The following is a 24105-nucleotide window of genomic DNA, read 5'->3' on the forward strand; positions in this document are numbered from 1 at the left end:
CCGAAGCCGAAGCCGAAGCCGAAGCCGAAGCCGAAGCCGAAGCCGAAGCCGAAGCCGAAGCCGAAGCCGAAGCCGAAGCCGAAGGAGGGACGACGGCGGTTGGCGAACGGGAGGGAAGGGGGATTTGGATCGGCTGCGGGTTCGCCGATCCGTTGACATGAAAAAGGGCGCCTTCTTATAAAAAGAAGGCGCCCTTTTTCATAAAACTGCCGGATCTTCGATGCGGCCTATTCGCCGCGTGCTGCGCAGCATCATCCCGGCTCTCACGCCGCTGCGCTCCGAGCCCGGCTCCTACGCGGTCGCTTCGCCCCGGATTGCTGTGCGCTGCGCCCGGCTCCTACGTTTCGCCCCGAGCCCTACTCCAGCGCAGCCGTACCGGCTTCCGCTTCCGGCGCCCCGTCATGCGGGTCGTGCTCGCCGGAGACGCTGCCGCCGGCCGCGAGTTCGACCTCGCGGCCGTAGAGAGTCAGGCGAGCGGCTTCCGGACCTTCGTTGTGCACGATTGTGCGGCCGCCGGCCACGGTCACCTGCAGCCGTGCTCCGCGGAAGCCGACTTTGAACGACAGCGATGTCCAGCTGCCCGGGCTGAACGGATTCAGGACCAGGCGTCCGCCGCGGACGCGCAGGCCGCCGAAGCCGTGCACGACGGACATCCACGTGCCGGCCATACTCGTCGTGTGGCAGCCATCTTCGGTGTCGTTGTTGTAGTTGTCGAGATCGAGTCTCGAAGTGCGCAGATACATTTCGTACGCTTTTTCCGTATAGCCCAGTTCGCTCGCCAGAATCGCGTGCACGCACGGCGACAGCGAGGACTCGTGCACCGTAATCGGTTCATAGAAGTCGAAATTGCGCTTTTTGGTCTCCAGACCGTAGCGGTCGCCGAGGAAGAACAATCCCTGCAGCACGTCCGCCTGTTTGATGTAGCACGAACGCAGAATGCGGTCCCACGACCACTTCTGGTTAAGCGGCAGGTGGGCGGGATCGAGCTGCGAGACCGGCAGGATGTCTTTGTCCAGGAAGCCGTCCTGCTGCAGGAATACGCCGGTGCCCGGATCTTCCGCCAGCAGCATGCGCGCCGAGATGTCCGCCCATTTCGCCGTTTCCTCGTCCCGAAGGCCGATTCGCTGCGTCACGGCGGCAAAAGCTTCCGGCTGCTCTTTTCTCAGAAGTTCCGCCACTTCCAGCGTGTACTCCAGCGTCCAGGCCGCCATCCGGTTCGTGTACCAGTTATTGCTGACGTTGTTCTCGTATTCGTTCGGACCGGTAACGCCGAGAATCAGGTAAGCGCCGCGGCGCTCCGAATAATTGACCCGTTCTTCCCAGAAGCGCGACAGTTCGGCCAGCACTTCGAAGCCGTATTCGCCGAGGTAGGCGCTGTCGCCGGTATATTCGACATAGTTGTAGATCGCATAGGCGATCGCGCCGTTGCGGTGGATCTCCTCGAACGTGATCTCCCACTCGTTGTGGCATTCTTCGCCGTTCATCGTCACCATCGGATACAGGGCGCCTTTGGAGAAACCGAGCTTGGCGGCATTCTCTTTCGCTTTTTCCAGGTGCTTGTAGCGGTAAATCAGCAGGTTGCGAGCGACGTTCTGATCGGCGGTGCTGAGATAGAAGGGCAGGCAGTACGCTTCGGTGTCCCAGTAGGTGCTGCCGCCGTATTTCTCGCCCGTGAAGCCTTTGGGTCCGATGTTCAGCCGGTCGTCTTCGCCCGTGTACGTCTGATGCAGCTGGAAAATATTGAACCGGATCGCCTGCTGCGCTTTCTCGTCGCCTTCGATGACAATGTCGCCGTCGCGCCATTTCTCCGCCCAGGCTGCGCGCTGCGCTTCCAGCAGGGCATCGAAGCCGAGTTCGAGCGCTTCGTTCGCCAACTGCCGCGCCGTATCGCCCAGCGCTTCGGGTTCGTAATCGCGCGAAGTGACGTTGGCGACGTATTTGCAGAGCGTGATCGTCTGGTTAGCTTCGGCCCGCAGCGACAGCGAGAGTCCCGCGAACTTGTCCCGTTTATGCGTTTGCGCTTCCACGTGGAACTCTTGATTCGGATCGCCGCTCGCCGCCAGCTCGTACACCATATGCGAAGCGACGCGGAAGTCGAGCTTTTTGGTACGGACTTCGACGCTTGCGTGGTCGACAGCCGCATGCTGCGAGATCGTATCCCAGAATTTTTCTTCGTAATTGGAGTCTTTGTTCGCCACATCCGCATCGAGGTACGGGGTCAATTTGAGCTGCGCCGGTTCATCCAGGGGAGTGACGGAGTAGCGGATAGCGCCGATTTCCTTGTAGGGCACGCTTACGAAACGCAGCGACTCGACGCGCACTTTTTTGCCGCTGGGAAGGACGGCCGTGAACGAGCGGCGCAGCGTGCCTTCGCGCATATCCAGCGTGCGCGTGAAATCTTCCGCCGAAGCGGTAGACAGATCGAGCCGCTCGCCGTCGATTTCCACGTCGATCCCGATCCAGTTGACAGAGTTCAGCACTTTGGCGAAATATTCGGGATAGCCGTTTTTCCACCAGCCGACCCGCGTTTTGTCCGGATAATAGACGCCCGCCATATAGCTGCCCTGCAGGGAAGCACCTCCGTACTGCTCCTCGAAATTCGCCCGCTGTCCCATATATCCGTTGCCGATACTGAAGACGCTCTCGGAAACCTCGTTCAGGGCCGGGTCGAAACCTTCTTCGATAATGCGCCATGCGTTGACTTTGAGGTACGGTTTCATGCTGGATCTCTCCTTGTCGAGTGGGATAATGGCGGAGGCGTACGGCGGCAGAGAAGGAAATGCTGCGCAGCCGGCAGGCTTCCGCTTTTGTGCAAACGTTTGAACTATAAGATAAAGTCCAACCGGGAGACGAAGCCGCCAAGACGGCAAGCTCCGTTTCCCGGCCGGACGAACAGCCGTTTCAAGCTTTGCGGACCGGCGCGAACAGCGAAGATTCGCGCACGATCAGGCGATGGGGAATAATATGCCGGACGCTTGTCCGCTCTTCGCGCGGCGTCTCCACCGCACGGATAAGGGTCTGGGAAGCCGTATAGCCCAGATGGTAGCTGCCGATATCGACGCTGCTGATCGGCGGGCTCGACAATTCGGCCAGCGCCAGATTGTTGAAGCTGACGATGCTCAGATCCTGCGGAATCCGGTAGCCGAGTTCGTTCAGCCCCCGGATCACGCCGAACGTGACAAAGTCGTCGACGACCAGCATGCCGCTCGGCCGTTCGGGCAGACTCATGAGCATGGACATGGCCCGGTAGCCGCTGTCCTGCAGGAATTCGCCTTCGACGATCCAGTCTTCGCGCAGCGGCAGGCCGGCTTCCTCGATCGCTCTGCGGTAGCCCTGCATCCGGTCCATCGAGACGACCATATTCGGAGGTCCGCCGACAAAGCCGATCCGCTCGTGGCCGAGCGAAATCAGGTGGCGCGCCGCGTCGTAAGCGGCCTGCACGTTGTCGGTATCCACCGACAGAATATCGGGATAGCGCTCGCTGCGGCCGACCAGCACGAACGGAAATTCGCGCTGCTTGAGGAATTCGACGACCGGGTCGTCTTTGCGCGAATAGAGAAGCACGGCACCATCGACGCGGCGGCCGTTCACAAGCCGGGCGACGGCTTCGACTTCTTCCGCTTCGCTGGCTCCCGAGCTGATCAGTACGTCGTAACCGGAACGCGCCGCTTGGGCCACGATCCCTCGGATCAATTCCATGAAGAACAGATTCAAGAACAGCTCTTCCGCCGGTTTGGGCAGAATGACGCAAATACTTTTGGTCGTTTTGGAAACGAGACTTTTCGCCATCATGTTCGGATGATAGCCCATCTCCTCCATGATCTCCCGCACCTTGCGCGCAGTCGCGGCACTGATACGCGGATGATTGGAGAGGACCCGGGACACGGTAGACGGCGAAACGCCCGCTTTCCTGGCGACGTCCTTGATGGTAACGGACATAAGAAGCCTCCTTGTTCGTGACGCTTCCGCGCTTTTCCGGGTCAGAAAATGCTTTGTACGCGTCTTCATGTTAATTCAAACGCCAAGCCTTGTAAATGCGCATTTTCAACGAATTTAATTATTTTCCATTTTTATGAAACAAAGGTTTGCACAAGCGTTCTTCTTGGGGGGGCAAGATAGGCCGGCCGCGGCAGTCCGTCGCAGGCCAAGAACGGCAGCCCTTATAGGGACACGTCCCGGGATGAAATGCCCGATCTGAAATTCGACAATCCGGACCGGCCGCCAAGCCTATCTACGAAGAACGGACCGAAGATCGCAGTTTCCGAGACGGCGGAGAAAAATGCGCAGCGGTGGCGGAAGTTCCGCAGCGCCCTGCAGGTCTCGAATGCCGACGTTTATCTGGCCGGCGGGATCTGGGAGAATTCTCCCGCGTCAGTTGCGCCCGGATCGACTAGTGGGACGTAGTTTCAAACGGATGCAGACACGAATCTCGCGCCGAATTGGCGAATACGAATCGCGCGCGGCCTTCATGCTTCGCCCGGTAAAGGGCTTCGTCGGCGCGTCCGATAAAGTCGTGGGCATTCGACTTCTCGCCGGGCCTAAGCGTACAGCCGCCGATACTGATCGTAATCTGGTCGGAGACGTCCGAATACTGATGCGGAATCGCCAGGGAACGGACGCTTTCGAGCATAAGTTCCGCAATCTGCTCCGCTTCAAGCTCGCTGTGTCCCGGCAGGATGATTGCGAATTCCTCGCCGCCGTAGCGGGCGGTGAAGCCGAAGTGGGCAAGCGCTTCCGCTTCCAGACGGGGCGCCACGCTTCGCAGCACCATATCTCCGCCCAAATGGCCGTAATGGTCGTTATACGCTTTGAAAAAATCGATATCGATCATCAGCAGGGACAGATGTTCTTTGGCCCGCTGGGGGGCGTTCAGTTCCTGCTTCAGCACTTCGTCGAATTTGCGCCGGTTGGCGATCCGGGTCAGGCTGTCGATGCCCGACAATTCCTTGAGCTGCTCGTTGGCGGATTCCAGCGCCTGCTGGGATTCTTCAAGTTCTTCGTGCTGGCGTCTTAGTCGGACGAAGAGTTTGTTCACTTCGCTGATGATGGACAGCAGCACTACGGTCGATGCGATCAGGGAATCGATCCTGGCCCCGTACCAACCCAGCGTATAGCGTTCTCCGGCCGCGAGGCTCAGAGTAACCCCCAGCAGAAAAGCAAACACGGCGACGCTGAGCCATACCCGAAGAACGCCGCGCTTTTTGTAGGGAAACACCGAGCAGACAGAAGCGAGCGCACACAAGGCCCAGATCGCAGGCCCGACTGCGGTTTCGATCAGCCTGCGGTAATTGCCGTCTTCGATCAAAACCGGAAGTTTGTCCTGCCCGGCGGTAGCCAGCGCCAGCAGCAGAACTCCGATCAGCAGAACCGCTGTGGTTCCGCTGAACAGATAGCGGGGGAGCAGACGGCGATCGATGATTTTTTTATTGAAATGGAGTGATCCCATGAATAGAAGGATACCCAGGGGAAAGCACGAATGCCAGAAGCACCATAACCAAACCGCTGTCTGCGATCCGGAAGCGAAGAGGCCCGACAGAGGCAGCATTCCGGTCAGCGACAGCAAATAAAACAGGCTGAGTATACCGGTCAACAAAAAGGTGCAGGCCAACAGCAGCAGCGGAAAAATACGCGAAGACCGGAACTGGTTGAACAGGATAAACGAAGTCAGCACATCGCCCATCACTCCCCAGGCGCCGAGCACAGGGAAGAACGCCGACATGACCGGCAGCTTCGTTCCCGCGAAGAATAAGGCTGCCAAAGTAAGGAAAGCCATAATTAAGGCGACTGCAAGCGCCACGCGCCGCTGACGCGGACTGATATGGAACAGCTGATCTTGCGAATCGTTGTAAAATAATATATTCAAGAAAAGCCTTCCTTTCCACCGAAACGAGCCTCGAGGCTCAATAAGAAATCCGTCGGCGCATCATCGTTCCGATGATGTTAACGGTATGGGATTTTTTAGATGAAATCAATGAGAAAAAGGGAGGATAATCGTCGAAATCGCAAAAATAAGCTTCATAATCTGTAGGAAATCGCCTATTACGCCGCATAGCGCAAAAAAATAACCCCATTCCCGCCGGTGGGCGGGAATGGGGTTATTTGCGGGTACTGCTCTATATGAGCGGCGGCACGCGGCGCGGGCGTTCTCCGAGCCGGACTCGTCAGTCCCGCACGGCCGCTCTTTGTTCGCCTACTGCTCGTGCGCCCTTATATGTCCTGCTCCGTTACCTGATTTACTCGGCCGTTTCGGCTTCGACGACCGGGAACCAGCCCGGCAGCCCCACGATCATACCCCACAGATTGTCCGGAACGACCAGACGATCCTGGTCGGCAGGCGTCAGGGTTACCGCGATGTCGGCTTCCCGGCCGGCTTCGACTTTCTGTACCCAATCCGGCTCGACGATCAATTCGCGGCCGAGAGCGACCATGGCGGCGCCCAGCTCGACCGCTTCGACAGCCTGCTCCGGCGTATGGATCGATCCGACTCCGATTACCGGCGTGCCGGCTGCGGCTTCGACGATCTGCTCGAGGCGCGTGCGGTTCAGGTCGCCGCCGCGGCGCGGCTTGGAGTTATACTCCATCAGCGATACGTGCAGATAACTGAGATTTTTGCCGCCCAGCGCTTTAAGCAGCGTGAACGTATGGTCCATCGTCAATCCTTCTTCTTCCGGCTCTTCCGGCGAGAAGCGGTAGCCGACGATGAAAGGTTCTTTGGTTGCGGCTGCGGCTGCGCGCTGCACTTCGTCGACAACGGCCAGCGGGAACGTCAAGCGGGCGTCGACGCTTCCGCCCCATTTGTCTGCGCGGCGGTTCGACCAGCCGGAGAAAAACTGCTGGATCAGGTAGCCGTTGGCGCCGTGGATTTCCACGCCGTCGAATCCTGCGCGGATGGCAAGTTCGGTTGCGCGGCCGAAGTCCAGGACGATCGATTCGATCTCTTCGTTTGTCAGTTCGCGGGATTTCGAACCGTCTTTCAGTTCGATTTCGCTGGGTCCGACAACGTCGCCTTCAGGGACAAGTGCGCGGGGGCCCTGAATGCCGGCGTGGAAGATTTGCAGAACGGATTTGGCTCCGCCTTTTTTCAACGTGGAGGCAAGCTTGGTCAGGCCCGGCAGATTCGATTCGCCGAAAGCGGCGAATTGATTCTGGAAGCCGATGCCGCCCGGCATCACGTGGGCAACCGCGGTCACGGCCAGTCCGAGCTTGTTCGTGCGGCGCTCGTAGTAGCTCAGTTCGGCGTCGGAAACGCTCAGATCCGGGTTGGACGAAGAATGCGTCATCGGAGCGAGTACGATGCGGTTCTGCAGTTTGATGCCGTCGTGCAGTTCGACGCTGTCGAACAGTTTCGCGAATTTGGCGTTAGTCATAAGGGAAGTTCCTCCTCAAAATGGGTGCTGAACGTTTATTAAAAACACATAAGTATATTATAGTAAGAAGATATGCGGATTACAACGCTTTGCGGAAAAATATTTTTCGACATTTAATTATGTAAAATTTAAATGGTTCAAATGATTCGTGGGCGGCGAAAACACGGACGAATTTCCAGTTGCGATGTACATCGTTCAATAGAATCGGTCATTCGCATCGAGCAAACGAGCAGGCTCTCGGCCAAAAAATTCCGCGAAATTCGATGACTTCGTGCTCAAGCGTCAAAATGCCACGATCATTCCGCCGAAAATCGGGTAAAAAGCAAGCAGGAGGTTTTACGGCATAGAGCGTTTTTTATCCAAATTACATAACATGTCAGGTTGGGCGGGATGTCTCGCCCAGTCAGCACTTTTGCGGGATTTATTAATTTTTTTCGTGCAGAGGCATGGTCAATAGTTCACAGGTCATGTAAAATGAATTAAAAATTCAAAAACCGGGCACAGCGACTGGAGGAACATATGCGTATACAGAAAAAAATGACGGGGTTTTTGGTTTTACTTGTGTTCTTTTTCTCATTCATGGGAAGTTTGGTGCCGTCGGCTCATGCCGCGGAAGCGAATAAAACGTATGTGATCGGAACCGATACAACGTTTGCTCCTTTTGAATATCAAGATGCAAACGGCGATTTTGTCGGGATCGATATGGATTTGATTAACGCGATTGCCGAAGATCAGGGCTTTAAAGTCGAGATTAAGTCGCTCGGCTTCAATGCGGCGCTTCAAGCGCTGCAGTCCGGCAATGTGGACGGCGTGATCGCCGGCATGAGCATTACGGACGAGCGGAAGCAAACCTTCGATTTCTCCGATCCCTATTTCGAAGCGGGCCCAATGATGGGCGTTGCCGCGGACAATGATACGATCAAGAGTTACGAAGATCTGCGCGGCAAGCGTGTAGCGGTCAAAGTCGGCACAGAAGGAGCAACTTTTGCCGATTCCATCAAAGACAAATACGGTTTCACGCTTGCAACGTTCGACGATTCTTCGCAGCTCGTGGACGAAGTCAAAGCGGGCGGTTCCGTGGCCTTGTTCGAGGATTACCCGGTGCTTGCCTATGGCATTCAGCAGGGCAACGGAATCAAGACGGTTACGAACAAGGAAAAGGGCGGTTCGTACGGATTTGCGGTCAATAAGGGCCAGAATCCCGAATTGATGCGGATGTTCAACCAAGGACTTGCGAATCTGAAAAACAGCGGCAAATACGATGCGATCATTGCGCAGTATCTGGGATCTGTCGATGCGGCATCAGGTGCGGATATCGGCGGTGAAGCCGCCGCGAAGAAAAGCCGCCTGGGCTTGATCTGGGAATCCATGCCGGCGTTCATGACAGGCCTCGGCTATACGATGTTCTACACGATCGTGTCGCTGTTCTTCGCGTTCCTGCTCGGTCTGCTTTTCGGTTCCATGAAAGTCAGCCATAACAAATTCCTGCGCGGGATCGCGACGGTGTTCGTGGACGTGTTCCGCGGCATTCCGCTGCTGATTTTGGCTTTCTTCATCTACTTTGCCATTCCGCAGGCTTTCGGCTTCAAGATGGAAGTCTGGATGGCTTCGATTCTGGCACTTGCTTTGAACGCAGGCGCTTATGTGACCGAAATCATCCGCGGCGGTATTCAATCGATCGACAAAGGCCAGATGGAAGCGGCCCGCTCCTTGGGCGTTCCTTACGGCAATACGATGCGCAAGATTATCCTGCCGCAGGCGATCAAGGTCATGGTGCCTTCATTTATCAACCAGATGGTCATTACGCTCAAAGATACGTCGATTCTGTCGATCATCGGTCTTGTGGAACTCGCGCAGTCCGGCAAATTGGTCATTGCACGCACATACCAGACCTTCGACGTCTATCTGACAATTGCGATCATGTACCTGATTGTTATCACGATTCTCACGAAGATTGCGGATCGTCTCGAAAGGAGAATTGGCCGTGGATAAGATCAAAGTTACGGGGCTCAAGAAAAGCTATGGAAGCAACGAAGTACTCAAAGGCATCGATATGGAAATCGGCGAAGGCGAAGTGGTCTGCGTCATCGGACCTTCCGGTTCCGGTAAGAGTACCTTGCTCCGCTGCCTCAACCTGCTGGAGGAGATCAGTGCCGGCAAAGTGGTTGTAGACGATTACGATTTGAGCGACAAGAACTCGGATATCAATAAAATTCGCGAGAATATCGGGATGGTATTCCAACATTTCAATCTGTTCCCTCATATGAGTGTGTTGAAGAACATCACCTTCGCGCCTGTGGAACTTAAAAAGATGACACCGGCCGAAGCCGAGAAGCAGGCCTTGGCCCTGCTGGAACGCGTAGGTTTATCCGACAAAGCGGACGCTTACCCGGCTTCGCTGTCCGGCGGACAGAAGCAGCGCGTGGCGATCGCCCGCGCGCTGGCCATGAATCCGGACGTCATGCTGTTCGACGAACCGACTTCCGCGCTCGACCCGGAAATGGTCGGGGAAGTGCTCGGCGTCATGCAGGATCTGGCGCGGGAAGGCATGACGATGGTGATCGTTACGCACGAAATGGGCTTCGCCCGCGAAGTGGGGCACCGCGTGATCTTCATGGACGGCGGCTACATCGTGGAAGAAGGCACGCCGGAAGAAGTATTCGGCAGTCCGAAACACGAGCGGACGATCAGCTTCCTGGAAAAAGTGCTGTAGGCTTCCGGCCGCATTTCGCAGCCGTGCAGCTGCGAAAAAGAGGACAATCCGTTATCGGATTGTCCTCTTTTTTATGGATAAATGACCTTCGGCGTTCTTGAGGTTCGCAGACGGCAGAAGCCTTGTTTCCCAAGCCGACCGGGTTCCCCGCTTAACCGGGTTTGCGCGCCTTTCCCTTATATCCGTCTGCCCTGAGGGTGACGGCCGTCGAGGCGCGATTTCTTGCGCAGACGGCGGTAGAGGAAGCGGATCAAATCCATTGACCAGTCGGGCATCGGAAAAGCGCGTTTGGGCATAAAAGGTTTATAGATTTTAAAATACGCTTTTTTGAGGTCTTTCCACATAATGCACGGCCCCTCCTGCAGAAAATCGGAGATATCGACAACCAGGCCGCGTCCGTCTTTGAGCATCACGTTTTTGCCGTGGACGTCTTTGGGATTCAAGCCGCGGGAACGGGCGTAGTCGAGTGCTTTGTCGATATCGCGCACCGCTTTCTCGGGAATCCGCGTCCCGTCGCGCAGACAGTTGTAAAAGGTTTTGCCTTCAAGCTTTTTGAGAAGGAGATAGCTGTGTTCGCCCTGTACGCCGGCCGCATACAGCGTCGAATAAGCGGGATGGGTCCCCAGCCGTTCGTAGACCTCGCATTCTTCCCGCCAGCCCGGACGTCCCGGAGCGTAGACTTTGACGACTTTGCCGGGCAGCATGGGGTGTTCGAACACCGCCGCGTAATTGCCGGCGCCGAGCAGTCTCCAGTCCGTCGGCGTATGGTGCACGACCACCGGATTGAACGGGTCGGCGCTCTCGAGCCGCACGTCCGGCAGCAGGGTATCTTCAATCAGGCGGATCGAGGGTTCTTGCTCGCCGCTGTGGATCATATCATTCACTCCTTGGAGGAAACGGCGTTTGCGTCCGTCTGTCTGTTTTTTCCTTATCATAGTCCCGAAGAGGCATCAAGGCAACCGTCCGCAGACGGAGTTCCGACGATCGGCGAATGGATTTTTGGGAAGGTGTTTGGTAAATTAGAGGATACACGACACAGACTAGGGGACTTGGCGAATGAACATCGACTATGTGGACATCAGGAAAGCCCGAAGCACAGACCGTGGGCTGTTCGAACGGCTGTGGCAGCTGTATCTGTACGATTTTAGCGAATTTACCGGGATGAGCGTTCGCCCCGACGGGACGTATCCTTATTTTGCGGAGTTCGAGCTCTATTGGAAAAAGTGGGGCGGCAACTACGCGTATCTGATCCTCGCGGACGGACAGATTGCCGGGTTCGCGATGGTGCACGAATTCTGGGAGAACGAAGCGGCTTACCTCTCGCAGTTCTTCGTCCTGCGCAAATACCGCCGCACCGGCGTCGGCAGCCGCGCCGCCCGGCTCGTATTCGAGACGAAGCGGGGCCGCTGGGGCCTGCACCAACTGGCCAACAATATTCCGGCCCAGCGCTTCTGGGACCGGGTGATTCTGGAACTGACGGGCGCTCCTCCGCTGTTGGAGAAGATGGAAGAAGACCGGCGGTTCCAGATGTTCGAACTGAAGTGAAAAAGAGAAGATCCCCAGGCCGCAGGGCTTGGGGATCTTTGTAGGCCGACGTAAATTGCCGGGAGACGTGGATTCGGAGAAATTGGCTTCCCGAGCTGACGGCTATCCTGCGCTTCCTATCAAAAGGCATCGGCCCTGAGAGGCGAGGACCTTGCCTTTCCCGGTCGCTTCGGACGGCCTGGAACGGTCAGACGATGGAGATTGGGACGAAAAGTAAGAAGCAGCCTATCTATAGGGAATAGGCTGCTTTTTATTATTAATCAGATTACTTGGCTGCTTCTTCGATGAAACTTTCAAATTCGTTTTTGACTTCATTACTGAGTACTTTGTTAGACTCATCGACTGGATCAGTAACATTAACTTTGCCTTGGTGAACTCCAAGTGGCATATAGCCTCCATCAGAGTGCTTTTTTAAGAAAAGAATGTATTCTTCATTTGGCTTCAATTCATTATAATTCTCGTTAATGATTTTAACCTGCTGTTCTGAACTGTCTGTGAAGATGGTATAAGGTTCGTAGATGATAACGTCTTCACCGATCTTCACATCTTCATTCGTTTTTTCAACATTTAAAACTTCCACTTGGGTTTCTGCCCAATACCACAGTGGCATTCCGTTATTATCGGGTTCTTCATTAATAAATCTTGTTTCAGAAGAAGATTTTGCTAAAACAACAAGATCCGCATCAGCTTCAAGTTCGTTGGCTGCTTCATAATTTTTGTTTCACCGCTTGTTGTGATTACCTTCATGTTACTTTCTGTTTTATTGCTCGTGCTTTCAGAGGAAGCTTGTGTTGTATTTGAAGAAGTTGAACTTTGTTCATTGTTCAATGCAAATACAAGAGATGCAGTCAAGGTTAAAGCACCAGCAGGAAGAAGAATTGTAAGAAGCGTTTTTTTATTCATAAGGTATCTCCCCTTTTTAATTTCCGTATATGGCTCTTAAGCCATTTATATCATCCGATTGCTGCGTATCTACCAAAGATCAAAATCCGGAAAGGCAGCGCTTGAAGTTATGCAGTAGGGGATTCCGAAAGGCTTTATTTTTAAGTTGAAATCTGGCAGAGATAATCGTTAAACTGATCCGGATAACAACCGCGCCTAACACACAGGTCCATCGCGACATACGGAATTTGATCGGAAGTCGATTTGCCAAGAAAAAACGGACGAAAGCCTCAAGGCTTCCGTCCGTTTGCATGCGGATAAGGGGACATTTCGTTTTTTACTTCGCCTGCAGTACCGCATACCCGTAAGCCGGCAGTTCGATCGTCAGCTTGCCGCCGCCGGCGCTGAGGCTGCCTTCCGTCTGCGGCTGCGTATCGGCTCCGCCCGCGTAGAGCACGCTCCACGCGCCGGAACGGCCGGCTTCCACTTCGACGCTCTGCGCCGTTTCCGATGCGTTCAGCGCGACGATGAACGTACCGTCTTCGTCCTGTCTGCGGTAGGCGATCGCGCGTCCGCCCGCTTCGGCGTGCAGCACGTCGAAGGCGCCGGTACGCAGCGCGCTGTGCTGCAAGCGCAGCGCGATCATTTTCCGGTAAAAGGCATGCAGCTCGAGATCCTGCTTCGACTCGTCCCACTCCATGCACTTGCGGCAGTCCGGATCCGGGCCGCCGTCGAGGCCGATCTCGCTGCCGTAGTAGACGCACGGCGTGCCGGGATACGTCATCTGGATCGCGACGGACAGCTTCAGCTTGTTTTTGTCGCCGCCGGCTATCGTGAGCATACGCTCCGTGTCATGGCTGTCGAGCAGGTTGAACGCCGCTTGGCTGACCGGCAGCGGATAGCGCGCCAGCTGCGTCGCGAGCGAATGGGAGAATTTGAGCGCGTCCGTCTGTTCCAGCGCGACGAAGTTCCGGACCGCATACGTGAACGGATAGTTCATCGCGGAATCGAACTGGTCGCCCTGCAGCCAAGGCGTCGCTTCGTGCCACAGTTCGCCCAGAATATAGGCTTCCGGATTGGCTTCCTTGACGACATTGCGGAACTCGCGCCAGAACTTATGGTCCACTTCGTCCGCCACGTCGAGCCGCCAGCCGTCGAAGCCGATCTCGCCGATCCAGTAGCGGGCCGCTTCGAGCAGGTATTTTTTGACTTCCGGATGGCCGGTGTTGAATTTCGGCATATTCGGCTCGAAGCTGAACGTCTCGTACGTCGGAATGCCGTCTTTGACATCGATCGGGAATTCGCGGACATGGAACCAGTCTTTGTACTGCGATTTCCCGCCTTTTTCCTTCACGTCGACAAACGGTTTGAACGTTTTGCCCGAATGGTTGAACACGGCGTCGAGCAGCACCCGGATACCGCGCCCGTGACATTCCGCGATCAGCTTCTTGAGCGTGTCGATATCGCCGAAATGCGGATCGAGCTGCATATAATCTTCCGTATCGTATTTATGGTTGCTCGGCGCTTTGAAGATCGGGGTGAAGTAGATCGCGTTGACGCCGAGATCCGCGATGTAGTCAAGATGTTGGCGCACGCCTTCCAGATCTCCGCCGAAGAAGCTGTCCACTTCCGGCTTGCCGCCCCAGGGCTCCACGTTTTCGGGATCGCGGGACTTGTCGCCGTTCGCGAAACGTTCGGGGAAGATCTGATAGAAGACGGCATTTTTGGCCCAGTCGGGCGTTTGCAGAATGTCTTCCGGATTGATATAGGCGATTTCGTAGAAGTCGTCGGACGTCTCGCGCTCCGTATGGTGGAAGCCGTCTTCGTTCATCCAGACTTTGTCCGAACCGCTCTCCAGACGGAATCCGTATTTGAGACGGCGGTAAGGCGGCTTGATTTCGCATTCCCAGTAATCGAACAGCGCATCGGCGGCGAATACGCGCATGGCGGTTTCTTCGCGGGTGCGGTCCCAGGCGTATTTGTCTCCGCCGATAACGAAGATTCGCTCCACGTCATTTTTTTGGGTGCGGATACGCAGGTGGATCGTTTCGTGGTCGACGGTGTAGGCCCAGTTCAGTTTCGGCCGGTGTTCAATCGCTTCAAGCAGCATTGGATAATCCCCCTTGGGTATCGGAATAATGGAATAGTGGCATGGTGCGCCGGGCACCGACAAAAAAGGTATACCCCGGAAGCGGGAAGCGAGAAACACAGCCGCTGTCCGAAAGCGGAACCCGCTCTGCAAAAAAAGACGAACGAACCGTTCCCCGTCACGATGCAGGGGGAGCGATCCGTTCGTCCGTCTTTCAAAAAAGTTCCACGTGAAGCGTAACCTTTCGATTAAAGCGGCATCAGGTCGCGGTTTTTGGCCGATTTGCGGCATTCTTTGCATACGCCGACCAATTTGCCGTAATCGTCGACATAAAAAGCGATCGAATCGCTTTTCTTCTGGCAGTACGAGCAGGGCTGCTGGCGCCCGTCACCATTCTTGGGGACGAATCCGCGGATATCGGCCCCGGGGGAGGAAGAAGCGGCTGCGCGTTTCGGCTTGACAGGTTCAGCCTGGGCCGATTTGGCCGGGGCGGTACGCAGTTTGCGGCGGCGGGCGGCGGCGAGATCGACGAGATTGCCCGAAGACCGGCGGCTGCGTTTGGAGCGGACGACGAGCGCCGCGGCCAGGGCTCCGCCGAGCAGCACGGCTCCCAGGATCAGCGCGATAGCGACGGGCATCATAACGCTTCCCTCCTTGTGAATGGAATGATCGGGCTGGGGACATAGGGCGGTAAAACTTCAGAAATCGGCTCCGAAAATCGGAACAAAAAGTGTACTTTTCATTACCCGAATACGTAGAGGAAAGAAACGGGCTTTATTGAAAAAACAGGACCGGCGAATCGTGTCCCTATGTGCCCCGAAGCGCAAATGCTGGTATCATGGACGCAGAGCGGATACAGGGGCGCGAAGAAGCGGCCGCGCCCGAGGGTCCGGAGTGGGAGGATTGGAAAAGTGAGCAAAAAAACGGTGCTGTATATCGAAGACGAACGACAGATCGGCGAGTGGGTGGTACGCAATCTCGAAGAACGGGGATACGGGGTAGTCTGGCTCGAGAGCGGGGAAGGCGCCTCCGAAGCGGCCGGGGAATGCGATGCCGCGGTTCTGGACATCATGCTGCCGGGGCTGGACGGATTCACGGTCGGCCAGCGCTTGAAGCGGGATCGGCCGTCGATGCCGGTGATGATGCTGTCGGCGCGCACGTCGATCGACGACAAACTCGAAGCGCTGCGGTTTGCCGACGATTACCTGACCAAGCCGTTTCATCCGGACGAGCTGGCCGCGCGGATCGAAGTGATGCTGCGCCGCTCGGCACCCGCCGAACCGGAAGGACGCCGTATCGGCCATCTGCTCGTATACGAACGCGAGAACCGGGTAGAAGATACGGATACCGGCGAAGAGATTGCGCTGACCGGCAAGCAGTTTCATATTTTCATGTATTTCCTGCGCCATCTCGGACAGATTCTGACCAAGGAACAGATTTATGAAGCGGTATGGGGCGAACCTTATATGGACGGCGACAAGACGCTGATGGTGCATATCCGGTATCTGCGCGAGAAGATCGAACGCGATCCCGGCAGCCCGCAGATCGTGGAGACCGTCCGGGGCATCGGCTATCGGGTAAAAGGATGAGCAAAAAACGCCAGGCGGCCATGAAGTTCCGGCATTCCTTGATGGCCCGCTATCTGATGCTGGTCGGGTTGGCTATTTTTATGCTGCCGATCATTGTGTTTGTCGTCACGGCCGTGTATCTCGGATATACCTACTTCATCTGGCAGCCGGAGAAGCGGCAGGTCGATCCCGAGCAGGGCGTATCGACAGCGGTTCTGGAGAGCGACTGGCACGAACTTGCGGCCAAGTTGGACGGAGCGGATGCGTCCAAGATCGTTGGCGTTATGCGTGAATTTCACCGCAAGAATCCGCTTGTGTCGGTTGCGGCGGTAAATGCGGAAGGCCGTACGGTTCTCGAAGAGCCGAAACGTGCCGGAATTCCCGAGGTATGGACGGCCGGATGGATGGCGGAGTTTATGAAGCGGGCCTATGCGTACCAGGCGCCGGAATTTACCATCGTCGCTTTTGTCGGGGAAGGCGAAGACGATAGGCAGGATACGGGGCAGGGATTTCTGGTTGCGCAGGTGCCGCGGGAGCTGACGGCGACGACGGTACCGGATCAGAATTTGCGGCTGTCGCAGGTCTTTGCGGTCACGCTGTTTGTGCTGCTGTTTATCCTGTTCGCCATTATGTTCTGGGCATTCTTCTATCGGATCCGCAGGCGTCTGGTCCGGCTTCAGGCTGCCATGACCGCTTACGACGAACACGGGATGCCGATGCCGGTCGGACCCGAGCGGCGGCGCGACGAGATCGCCGCGCTTGGAAGGACTTTCGACGAGATGGTGGCGAAGCTGAGAGCGGGCCGGGAACGCGAGCGCGAAGAAGAAGAACTGCGCAAAAAGCTGATCGCCAACTTGTCGCACGATCTGCGTACTCCGCTTACGGTCATTCGCAGCCATGCCTATTCGCTGGAGCAGGAGCCTCTTGGCGACCGCGGACGGGAATCGCTGGCGCTGATGACCCGCAAACTGGACGATCTCGGCGGACTGATCGACAATCTGCTCTCGTACACTCTCATTGCCGCCGGACGTTATCCGATGCGGATCGAAGAAACGGATGTGCTGCGCATCGTGCGGGCGGCCGCCGCGCAGTGGTATCCCGTGTTCGAGAAAGAACATATGGAAGTCGATGCCGACCTTCCGGACGAAGCGCTAATCTGGCGTATGGACCGGGAATGGTTGATGCGCATCCTGGACAATCTGTTCCAGAATGCCGTCCGCCATGCGAAGCAAGGGCGGTATATCGGTCTGTCGCTCGGACCGGAAGGAAGAGACGGACGGCGGCCTTTGCAGATCCGGGACAAAGGACCGGGACTTCCGGCCGCACGGCAGACGGAATCGCCTGCCGCGGCCGGGGCGGCGGAGGGGCGCTCGATCGAAGAGGCTCCGACTGCCGAACGTTCGGCCGTTTCCGCGCAGGCGGATGATCCGTCCGTATCGGGCGGTTATCGGACCGTGCGCCGCAATCCGGCCGAAGGAGCCGGAATCGGCTTGTCGATCGTCTATCTGATGATCCGGGAGATGCAGATGCAGTGGAGCATCGAGAGCGGCGAAGGCGGCACGGTGATTACGATCTGGCCGCCCGCTTCCAAGCCATCTTGAGCATCGTTGGGTACGCTTTTCGTTCGCGGCGAAATTCCGGCGGCGCTGCCGAAGCCGGACCGGTGACAGGCGTATCGCGTCTGCGCATCGGATCGGCTTCTGCGTATGCACACCGCTTCCGGATATACACACTGCCTCGTATATACACAGTGAACCCCCTTGCTATACACACCTCTTTCGCTCCGTCCATCGGTACGCACCGGATGGACGGAGTGATTTTTTTGTGTTCAAAATCACGATAAACCTTGAAGTGGCGCGGTTTTCGCTGCTCCCCAACCCTGTCGGTTCCCGGCAGGATTTTCTTTTTTTCGCAAAATCGTTTGACAGAAAGCTCCTCCCGTAATATAGTGTGCATATAGACATACACAGTAATCACTGTACATACACAGCTCGCCGCTTTTGCCAAGAACGCTGTTCAAAAGCGGCACGATCATAAGCCATTCTAAGGACAGACAAAAGGAGCGATCAAGATGACACTTTCGATCAAGCATTTGGGCAAGCGTTACGAAGACAAGGTTGTCGTGGACGATATTTCACTGACTGTAGAGGCGGGCGAAGCGTTCGGGCTGCTCGGAGGCAACGGCGCAGGCAAGACGACGACGATCCGCTCGGTGCTGGGGCTGCTCGAATATGAACGGGGCGAAGTGCTCTGGAACGATAGACCGTTCCTCACGAACCGTCCGAGTGTCGGCTACCTGCCGGAAGAACGCGGCTTGTATCCGAAGGAAACGGTCAGCGAGCAGCTTGTCTATCTGGCCCGTCTGGAAGGCATGAAGAAGCAGGCGGCACACAAAGCGCTGAAAAATTGGCTGGAGCGTCTCGGAATCGGGGAACACGAACACAAGCGGGTCGAGCAGCTGTCCAAAGGCAATCAGCAGAAAGTCCAGATCATCTCGGCGCTCATTCACGATCCCGAACTGGTCATTCTGGACGAACCGTTCAGCGGACTCGATCCGGTGAATTCGGACATGCTGGCTTCGGTGGTCAAAGAACAGATCGCGGCGGGCAAAGCTCTTGTCTTCTGCAGCCACCAGATGATGCAGGTCGAACAGTTCTGCGAGAATATCGCGATTATGAAAAAAGGCCGCATGCAGATCGGAGGCAAGCTTGCGGAGATCAAGCGCTCTTACGGACGCAGCAATCTGGTTCTTCGCAGCGAGAGCGATCTGACACCGGTACTGAACGCAAGCGGGTTCACGGATATTCGGCGCGACGCGCAGGAGTGGATGCTCAAGGTAAGCGGGGAAGCGCAGGCGCACGAGCTGATGCGGAGAATCGGAGAAGCGGGAATTCCGCTGCTGAAATTCGAGATTAAGGAACCGACGCTGCATGAAATCTTTATTGAAAAGGTGGGGGAAGCGGTATGAGAAACTTCGGAATCGTATTCGGCTATTCGTTCAGGGAGCGTGTCCGCTCCAATTCGTTCAAATGGATGACGCTGCTGCTGGTCGCGCTGATTGCGGCAGTCGTCCTGATCCCGAAATTCCTCGGGGACCCGGCCCTCAACGAAGGCACGGTTGCCGTTGTAAATACGTCGCAGCTGGAGATCGGGGACGAAGCTCTCCGCACGGCGGTATCTCCGCTGTATGAATGGGAACTGGCGCAGCCGGGCGACAGCGAGGCTTTGACGGCACGGCTTCAAAGCGAAGATCTGGCGGCGATTGTCCGGATCGAAGACGGCACGGCTGCGGCGGCTCCGCGGATTACGCTGTCGGTGAATCGCCAGGAAGATATCGATTTCGCGCAGAATCTCGCCGCTTACGTGGAACGTCTGAACACGAACGCCCGTATTGGCGCACTCGGATTGACCGGCGATCAAGCGGCGGCGATTACGGCGCAGCCCGACTTCGCCTGGAACGAACTGAACGGCGGAGGCAAGTCGATGACCGAGACTTATCTTCCCGTATACGCCCTGATCGTTCTGCTCTTCTTCATGATCTATCTGTTCGCGGGCAACGTTGCCACTTCGGTATCCGTCGAGAAAGGATCGCGTATCCAGGAGATCCTCATTACAAAAGTAAGCCCGGGTCAGCTGCTTGCGGGCAAAGTGGCGGGTGTCGGCCTGGCCGGTATGCTGCAGTTCGCCATTATTTTCGGCTTCGGCGCCCTGATCGTCAACTTCGCGGGTTCGGGAGAAGGATTGTCGGTAGGCGGCCTGTCGATTGATCTGTCGATTCTCGGCGGACCTACGCTGTTCGTCTCGGCGGCGCTGTTCGTACTCGGATACTTCTTCTACTCGACGCTGTTTGCCGCTGCAGGCTCGATGGTCAGCCGCAGCGAAGAACTGAGCCAAGCCAGCATGCCGGTCGCGATGCTGCTGATGGCCGGATTCATGGTTGCCATGGTCTCGCTGGGCAGCCCGGACGGGACGCTCGCGGTCATCTCGTCGTACATTCCGTTCCTGACGCCGATGGTGCTGCTGGCCAGAGTGGGGGCCGGAGAACCGGCGCTGATGGAAATCGTGCTTCCGCTTGTGATCCTGGCGGTATCGACGCTTGTCGTCGGCTGGATCTCCGCCAAAATCTACCGCGGCGGTGTGCTGCTGTACGGACAGAAGCCTTCGGTTGTGACCATGCTCAAGATGCTCGGTTCCACAGGGAAGAAAGCTTCCCGCTCGCAGCCCGGAACGTCCGCTCCCGGCGCAAAAGACGCAGCTTAAGCAGAAGCTCTCCGCCTGAATTTTCGATCCGGGTATTCGCGCCTCGTCAAGCTTCTGCGACGGAACCCGCTTCGAACCGGCCGACTGCACATTCCCAATCTCAAGGAGGGATCGGTTATGCTTGGAAAAGTCGTTCCGCTGCTGCTCAAAGCGCGCGCCCTCGTCGGGCGTCACGACGGCCCCGCGAGCGAGTACCTGCGGTGGATCCGCTCGCAGAGCGGCGACGTCGCTTCCTATGGCGTGTTTCTGGACATCGAAGAACAGCAGCTTCGCCGAGGCGGACTGCTGCACCATCAAGGGGGAATCGGACATGTATGAATACAAGTTCGTCAAAGTGGAACTCGACCGTTTCAAGAGCCAACCCAAAGAGCCCTACCACGATATCGTGCATGAGCACGCAGCGGAGGGCTGGAGATTGAATCAGATTTTCGCCCCGACTACTGCCGGTTTCGGCAGCGCGACTTTTTACGAACTGATCTTTGAGCGGGTCGCGCAGGAAGCATAATGACGAAAAGAGGCAGGGTTGTGCTGTATGCTTCATTGAAGCGTAAGCACAACCCTGCCTTTATGCTTCGGTCAAGGTCCGGTAGGAGGCGATTTTGAACGTCAGCATCCCGTCCGCATCCTGCAGCATTTGGATCTGCGCCCGAACCGAGCGTTGGTGTTCGGCCAGCAGATTCAGCCGATCAAGCGCAGTCTGTTCGCCTTCCGTCACCAGCGAGGCGTATTTTTTGATCGAAGCGATCGGCATCTGCGTTTCCTTGAGTTTAATCACGAACTGCAGCCATTTGATATGCGATTCGGTATAGCGTCGGTCGCCGCCCGTATCCCGAAGCGGGACGATGATTTCTTCTTTTTCGTAATACCGGAGTGTATGGGCGCTGATGCCGAGCAGTCCCGCCGTTTCTCCAATCGTATACATGGATAAACCCTCCTTTGGATTTCGACTTGACTTAGAGTTAACTCTAATCAATATAATCAACGCATAGGCCGATCGCAAGACCTAAATTCGATCGAACCCAGGAGGAGTTCCCATGAAGTACACAGTCATTACCGGTGCCAGTTCGGGGATCGGCTACGAAGCGGCGCTGGCGTTTGCGGCCCGCGGCAAGAATCTGATCGTGGCGGCGCGGCGTACGGAAGAATTGGAACGGCTCAAATCGAAGGTGGAGGAAATCGACCCCGCGCTGGACGTGGTCATTCGTACGGTGGACCTGTCCGTATCGGCCAATGTGCATACCTTCTACGAAAGTCTGGGCGAGTATGAGATCGAGACGTGGATCAACAATGCGGGCTTCGGCAACTTCGCTTCCGTCGGAGAACAGCATCTGCCGAAGATCGAACAGATGATCCATCTCAATATCGAAGCGCTGACGATTCTGTCTTCTCTGTACGTGCGCGACTATGCTTCCAAGGAAGGCACGCAGATTCTCAACATCTCGTCGGGCGGCGGGTATACGGTCGTGGCCGAAGCGGTCACCTACTGCGCGACCAAATTCTACGTCAGCGCTTTTACCGAAGGACTGGACCGGGAACTCAAAGGCAAGAATCTGCCGATGCGGGCCAAAGTGCTGGCACCTGCCGCAACGGAGACCGAATTTGCCAAGCGTTCGTTCGATGTCGGCCAGTTCGAATACGAAGGCCGCGTCGCCAAGTTCCATACCGCGCAGCAAATGGCGGGCTTCCTGCTCGATCTGTACGACAACGGGCAGACCGTCGGAATCGTCAACGGCTTGACGTACGATTTTGAACTGAAAGGTCCGATTTACCCCTACGCCGACCGAAGCCAGACCCAGACCGAAAAAGAGTCTTGAGTGTCCGGATTTCCGCTTCGTACCTATCCAAAAAGCCGTATGCCTTTTCCGGGCATGCGGCTTTTTTTTGCGCTTTTTTAAACGGAATTTAAACTTGGCAAGGTCTATCTTTTAACCTGGGCTCTCTATCATAGGAAATAACGATAACGAGCAAAGAGGTGAGGGACATGACAGAAATGATGATCGAGACCCGGAACTTGACCAAGAAATACCGGGGGACCCGTGCCGTGGACGCGCTTAATCTGGCGATCCCGCAGGGCGAAATTTACGGATTTCTCGGACCGAACGGAGCGGGCAAGACGACGACGATCCGGATGCTGCTTGGCCTGATCAAGCCCGACAGCGGCCTTGTGCAGATCTTCGGACAGGACCTGAAGCGCGAGCGGATCAAGATTCTGCGCCGGGTCGGTTCGCTGGTCGAGTATCCGTCGTATTACGGCCATCTGAACGCGGTTGAGAATCTGGAGACGATCCGCCGGATCCTGAATGTGCCCAAGAACCGGATCGACGAGGTCCTGCATACGGTCGGACTGACCAAGGATGCCAAACGTTCCGTCAAAGGGTATTCGCTTGGGATGAAGCAGCGGCTCGGCATCGCGTCGGCCCTGCTCGGCGGTCCCGAACTGCTGATTCTCGACGAACCGACGAACGGACTGGACCCTTCGGGCATTCTGGAAATTCGCGAGCTGATCAAAAAAATGCCGCAGGAGCAGGGGATTACCGTTCTCGTTTCCAGCCACCTGCTGAGCGAAATCGAACAGATGGCAAGCAGTGTCGGGATCGTCAACCAGGGAAAAATGATTTTTCAGGACAGCATGCCGAATCTCCAGCGCAAAGCCGGCAGCGAGATTCATATCGCCTTGTCCGATCCGGAAGCGGGGATGATTACGGCGCGCGAACAAGGCTGCTTCCCGCGGCTCGATCAGGGCAAGATGGTGTTCAAAGGCATAGACAACGGACAGATCGCCCGGCTCGTGTCGGCTCTGGTCGATGCCCGGCACAGTATCTATCGCGTGGAAGAGCGCCGCAAATCGCTCGAAGACCTGTTCCTGACCATGACAGGAAGCGGTTCGGCGGACACGGCGGACGCGGACTTCCGCAGCGGAAGCGGCGCGCCCCGAGCGGCGGGCCTGCCAAGGGAGGCGGCGCAATGATCGGCAAGCTGTTTGCGGCCGACCTGCTCAAGACGCGGCGGACCGGCATTTGGTGGGTGGTCTTGATCGGAGCGGCCGGACTTGCGGCCATGCAGGCGCTCAACTTCGGGCTGCGCTACGATTATTTGGTGTACGACACCTATGCGGCCGACCCCTGGGGCGGTCTGATCAAAGAAACAAGTATGTTCGTGCCGATTGCGGTCTATCTGGCGATGACCCTGCTGATGGGGATGATCGCCAATATCGAGAACCGCCAGAACTCCTGGAAACAGACCTTGGCTCTCCCGGTTCGCCGTTCCGAAGTGTTCGCTTCGAAACTGCTGTGCTGCCTGGTCCAGCTGCTGGCCGCCTGCGTGCTGCTCGCTGCTTCGACGGCCGCCGTCGGACTGCTGCTGGGCTTCGGAGGACCGCTGCCTTATCTGGATCTGCTGACGCTCGGTTTCTACCCGCTGCTGGCTTCGCTGCCGATGCTCGGCGTAATGCTCTGGATGACTTTGACGATGCGCAATCAGGCTATTCCGATCTCGCTGGGGATCGCGGCTTCCATGGTATCGGTCTTCGGCGCTTCGATGCCCGAGATCCTTCCGCTGTCTTGGCCGATGCTGGTCGTGCGGGGACACGAGACGCTCCGATTTGTCGGGCTGGGGATTGCTTTGTTCGCCATGCTCTATCTGCTGGGATCGATTCATTTCTCGAGAAAGGATGTGGCCTGA

Annotated in this window: 22 protein-coding genes; 12 read left to right on the top strand and 10 right to left on the bottom strand. The window is 56.6% G+C overall.

The features are described 5' to 3' along the window. Positions 1 to 356: 356 nt before the first annotated feature. The 4 genes from HOP44_RS19120 to HOP44_RS19135 all read right to left on the bottom strand — a co-directional run bounded on the left by HOP44_RS19120 (position 357) and on the right by HOP44_RS19135 (position 7367). Positions 357 to 2720, bottom strand: a complete 2364-nt coding sequence (locus HOP44_RS19120; protein WP_172256358.1) for a glycoside hydrolase family 65 protein — start codon at positions 2718 to 2720, stop codon at positions 357 to 359. Between the two features lie 181 nt (positions 2721 to 2901). After that, a complete protein-coding gene (locus HOP44_RS19125; protein WP_281367820.1) occupies positions 2902 to 4008 on the bottom strand; it encodes a LacI family DNA-binding transcriptional regulator in 1107 nt (368 codons plus the stop codon). A gap of 382 nt (positions 4009 to 4390) precedes the next feature. Beyond that, positions 4391 to 5863 (bottom strand): sensor domain-containing diguanylate cyclase, encoded by a 1473-nt coding sequence (locus HOP44_RS19130; protein ID WP_172256369.1) that lies wholly within the window; start codon positions 5861 to 5863, stop codon positions 4391 to 4393. A 370-nt stretch (positions 5864 to 6233) separates the two neighbouring features. After that, positions 6234 to 7367, bottom strand: coding sequence for an NADH-dependent flavin oxidoreductase (locus tag HOP44_RS19135; RefSeq protein ID WP_172256371.1), 1134 nt, complete (start codon positions 7365 to 7367; stop codon positions 6234 to 6236). A gap of 519 nt (positions 7368 to 7886) precedes the next feature. Between HOP44_RS19135 and HOP44_RS19140 the strand changes: the two genes are divergently transcribed. Together HOP44_RS19140 and HOP44_RS19145 are read left to right on the top strand one after the other, a co-directional pair. Continuing rightward, positions 7887 to 9359 (top strand): amino acid ABC transporter substrate-binding protein/permease, encoded by a 1473-nt coding sequence (locus tag HOP44_RS19140; RefSeq protein ID WP_172256373.1) that lies wholly within the window; start codon positions 7887 to 7889, stop codon positions 9357 to 9359. Further along, positions 9352 to 10080, top strand: coding sequence for an ATP-binding cassette domain-containing protein (locus tag HOP44_RS19145; protein WP_172256375.1), 729 nt, complete (start codon positions 9352 to 9354; stop codon positions 10078 to 10080). The genes HOP44_RS19140 and HOP44_RS19145 overlap by 8 nt, the downstream gene beginning before the upstream one ends. 176 nt (positions 10081 to 10256) lie before the next feature. On the opposite strand, the gene HOP44_RS19150 is transcribed toward HOP44_RS19145, so the two are convergent. Continuing rightward, positions 10257 to 10955: a serine/threonine-protein kinase gene (locus HOP44_RS19150; RefSeq protein ID WP_172256377.1), complete on the bottom strand. Its 699-nt coding sequence runs from the start codon at positions 10953 to 10955 to the stop codon at positions 10257 to 10259. 181 nt (positions 10956 to 11136) lie between these two features. Between HOP44_RS19150 and HOP44_RS19155 the strand changes: the two genes are divergently transcribed. Continuing rightward, positions 11137 to 11625: a GNAT family N-acetyltransferase gene (locus HOP44_RS19155; RefSeq protein ID WP_172256379.1), complete on the top strand. Its 489-nt coding sequence runs from the start codon at positions 11137 to 11139 to the stop codon at positions 11623 to 11625. A 265-nt stretch (positions 11626 to 11890) separates the two neighbouring features. Here the strand turns inward: HOP44_RS19155 and HOP44_RS19160 are convergent, their stop codons facing one another. From HOP44_RS19160 to HOP44_RS19175, 4 genes are all read right to left on the bottom strand, one after another. Beyond that, on the bottom strand, positions 11891 to 12235 hold the full coding sequence (locus HOP44_RS19160; protein ID WP_172256381.1) for a hypothetical protein: 345 nt from the start codon (positions 12233 to 12235) through the stop codon (positions 11891 to 11893). Between the two features lie 53 nt (positions 12236 to 12288). After that, a complete protein-coding gene (locus HOP44_RS19165) occupies positions 12289 to 12528 on the bottom strand; it encodes a hypothetical protein (protein WP_172256383.1) in 240 nt (79 codons plus the stop codon). A 316-nt stretch (positions 12529 to 12844) separates the two neighbouring features. After that, positions 12845 to 14617 (bottom strand): glycoside hydrolase family 13 protein, encoded by a 1773-nt coding sequence (locus tag HOP44_RS19170; protein ID WP_172256385.1) that lies wholly within the window; start codon positions 14615 to 14617, stop codon positions 12845 to 12847. Positions 14618 to 14844: 227 nt separating this feature from the next. Then, positions 14845 to 15237 (bottom strand): hypothetical protein, encoded by a 393-nt coding sequence (locus HOP44_RS19175; RefSeq protein ID WP_172256387.1) that lies wholly within the window; start codon positions 15235 to 15237, stop codon positions 14845 to 14847. Between the two features lie 270 nt (positions 15238 to 15507). Between HOP44_RS19175 and HOP44_RS19180 the strand changes: the two genes are divergently transcribed. The 6 genes from HOP44_RS19180 (at position 15508) to HOP44_RS19205 (ending at position 20929) form a co-directional block, all read left to right on the top strand. Then, positions 15508 to 16185: a response regulator transcription factor gene (locus tag HOP44_RS19180; RefSeq protein ID WP_343059968.1), complete on the top strand. Its 678-nt coding sequence runs from the start codon at positions 15508 to 15510 to the stop codon at positions 16183 to 16185. Beyond that, positions 16182 to 17765: a sensor histidine kinase gene (locus HOP44_RS19185; protein ID WP_172256391.1), complete on the top strand. Its 1584-nt coding sequence runs from the start codon at positions 16182 to 16184 to the stop codon at positions 17763 to 17765. Before HOP44_RS19180 ends, HOP44_RS19185 begins: the two co-directional genes overlap by 4 nt. A 470-nt stretch (positions 17766 to 18235) precedes the next feature. Next, the gene (locus HOP44_RS19190; protein WP_172256393.1) at positions 18236 to 19132 is read left to right on the top strand and encodes an ABC transporter ATP-binding protein; all 897 of its coding nucleotides are present in this window, start codon (positions 18236 to 18238) and stop codon (positions 19130 to 19132) included. Continuing rightward, positions 19129 to 20424 carry an ABC transporter permease gene (locus HOP44_RS19195; RefSeq protein ID WP_172256395.1) on the top strand — a complete coding sequence of 432 codons (1296 nt, stop codon included), beginning with the start codon at positions 19129 to 19131 and terminating at the stop codon, positions 20422 to 20424. The genes HOP44_RS19190 and HOP44_RS19195 overlap by 4 nt, the downstream gene beginning before the upstream one ends. A gap of 117 nt (positions 20425 to 20541) precedes the next feature. Next, positions 20542 to 20742 (top strand): hypothetical protein, encoded by a 201-nt coding sequence (locus HOP44_RS19200; protein ID WP_172256397.1) that lies wholly within the window; start codon positions 20542 to 20544, stop codon positions 20740 to 20742. Next, positions 20735 to 20929: a DUF4177 domain-containing protein gene (locus HOP44_RS19205; RefSeq protein WP_172256399.1), complete on the top strand. Its 195-nt coding sequence runs from the start codon at positions 20735 to 20737 to the stop codon at positions 20927 to 20929. The genes HOP44_RS19200 and HOP44_RS19205 overlap by 8 nt, the downstream gene beginning before the upstream one ends. Before the next feature lie 60 nt (positions 20930 to 20989). Here HOP44_RS19205 and HOP44_RS19210 read toward each other — a convergent pair whose 3' ends face one another. Beyond that, the gene (locus tag HOP44_RS19210) at positions 20990 to 21346 is read right to left on the bottom strand and encodes a MerR family transcriptional regulator (RefSeq protein WP_172256401.1); all 357 of its coding nucleotides are present in this window, start codon (positions 21344 to 21346) and stop codon (positions 20990 to 20992) included. Positions 21347 to 21458: 112 nt separating this feature from the next. Here HOP44_RS19210 and HOP44_RS19215 point away from each other — a divergent pair, with 112 nt between their 5' ends. From HOP44_RS19215 to HOP44_RS19225, 3 genes are all read left to right on the top strand, one after another. Then, positions 21459 to 22238, top strand: a complete 780-nt coding sequence (locus tag HOP44_RS19215) for an SDR family NAD(P)-dependent oxidoreductase (RefSeq protein ID WP_172256403.1) — start codon at positions 21459 to 21461, stop codon at positions 22236 to 22238. 167 nt (positions 22239 to 22405) lie between these two features. Continuing rightward, positions 22406 to 23392: an ABC transporter ATP-binding protein gene (locus tag HOP44_RS19220; RefSeq protein WP_172256405.1), complete on the top strand. Its 987-nt coding sequence runs from the start codon at positions 22406 to 22408 to the stop codon at positions 23390 to 23392. Next, the gene (locus HOP44_RS19225) at positions 23389 to 24105 is read left to right on the top strand and encodes an ABC transporter permease (protein ID WP_172256407.1); all 717 of its coding nucleotides are present in this window, start codon (positions 23389 to 23391) and stop codon (positions 24103 to 24105) included. Before HOP44_RS19220 ends, HOP44_RS19225 begins: the two co-directional genes overlap by 4 nt.

It is taken from the genome of Saccharibacillus deserti (genome assembly GCF_013618475.1).
Classification (GTDB): domain Bacteria; phylum Bacillota; class Bacilli; order Paenibacillales; family Paenibacillaceae; genus Saccharibacillus; species Saccharibacillus deserti.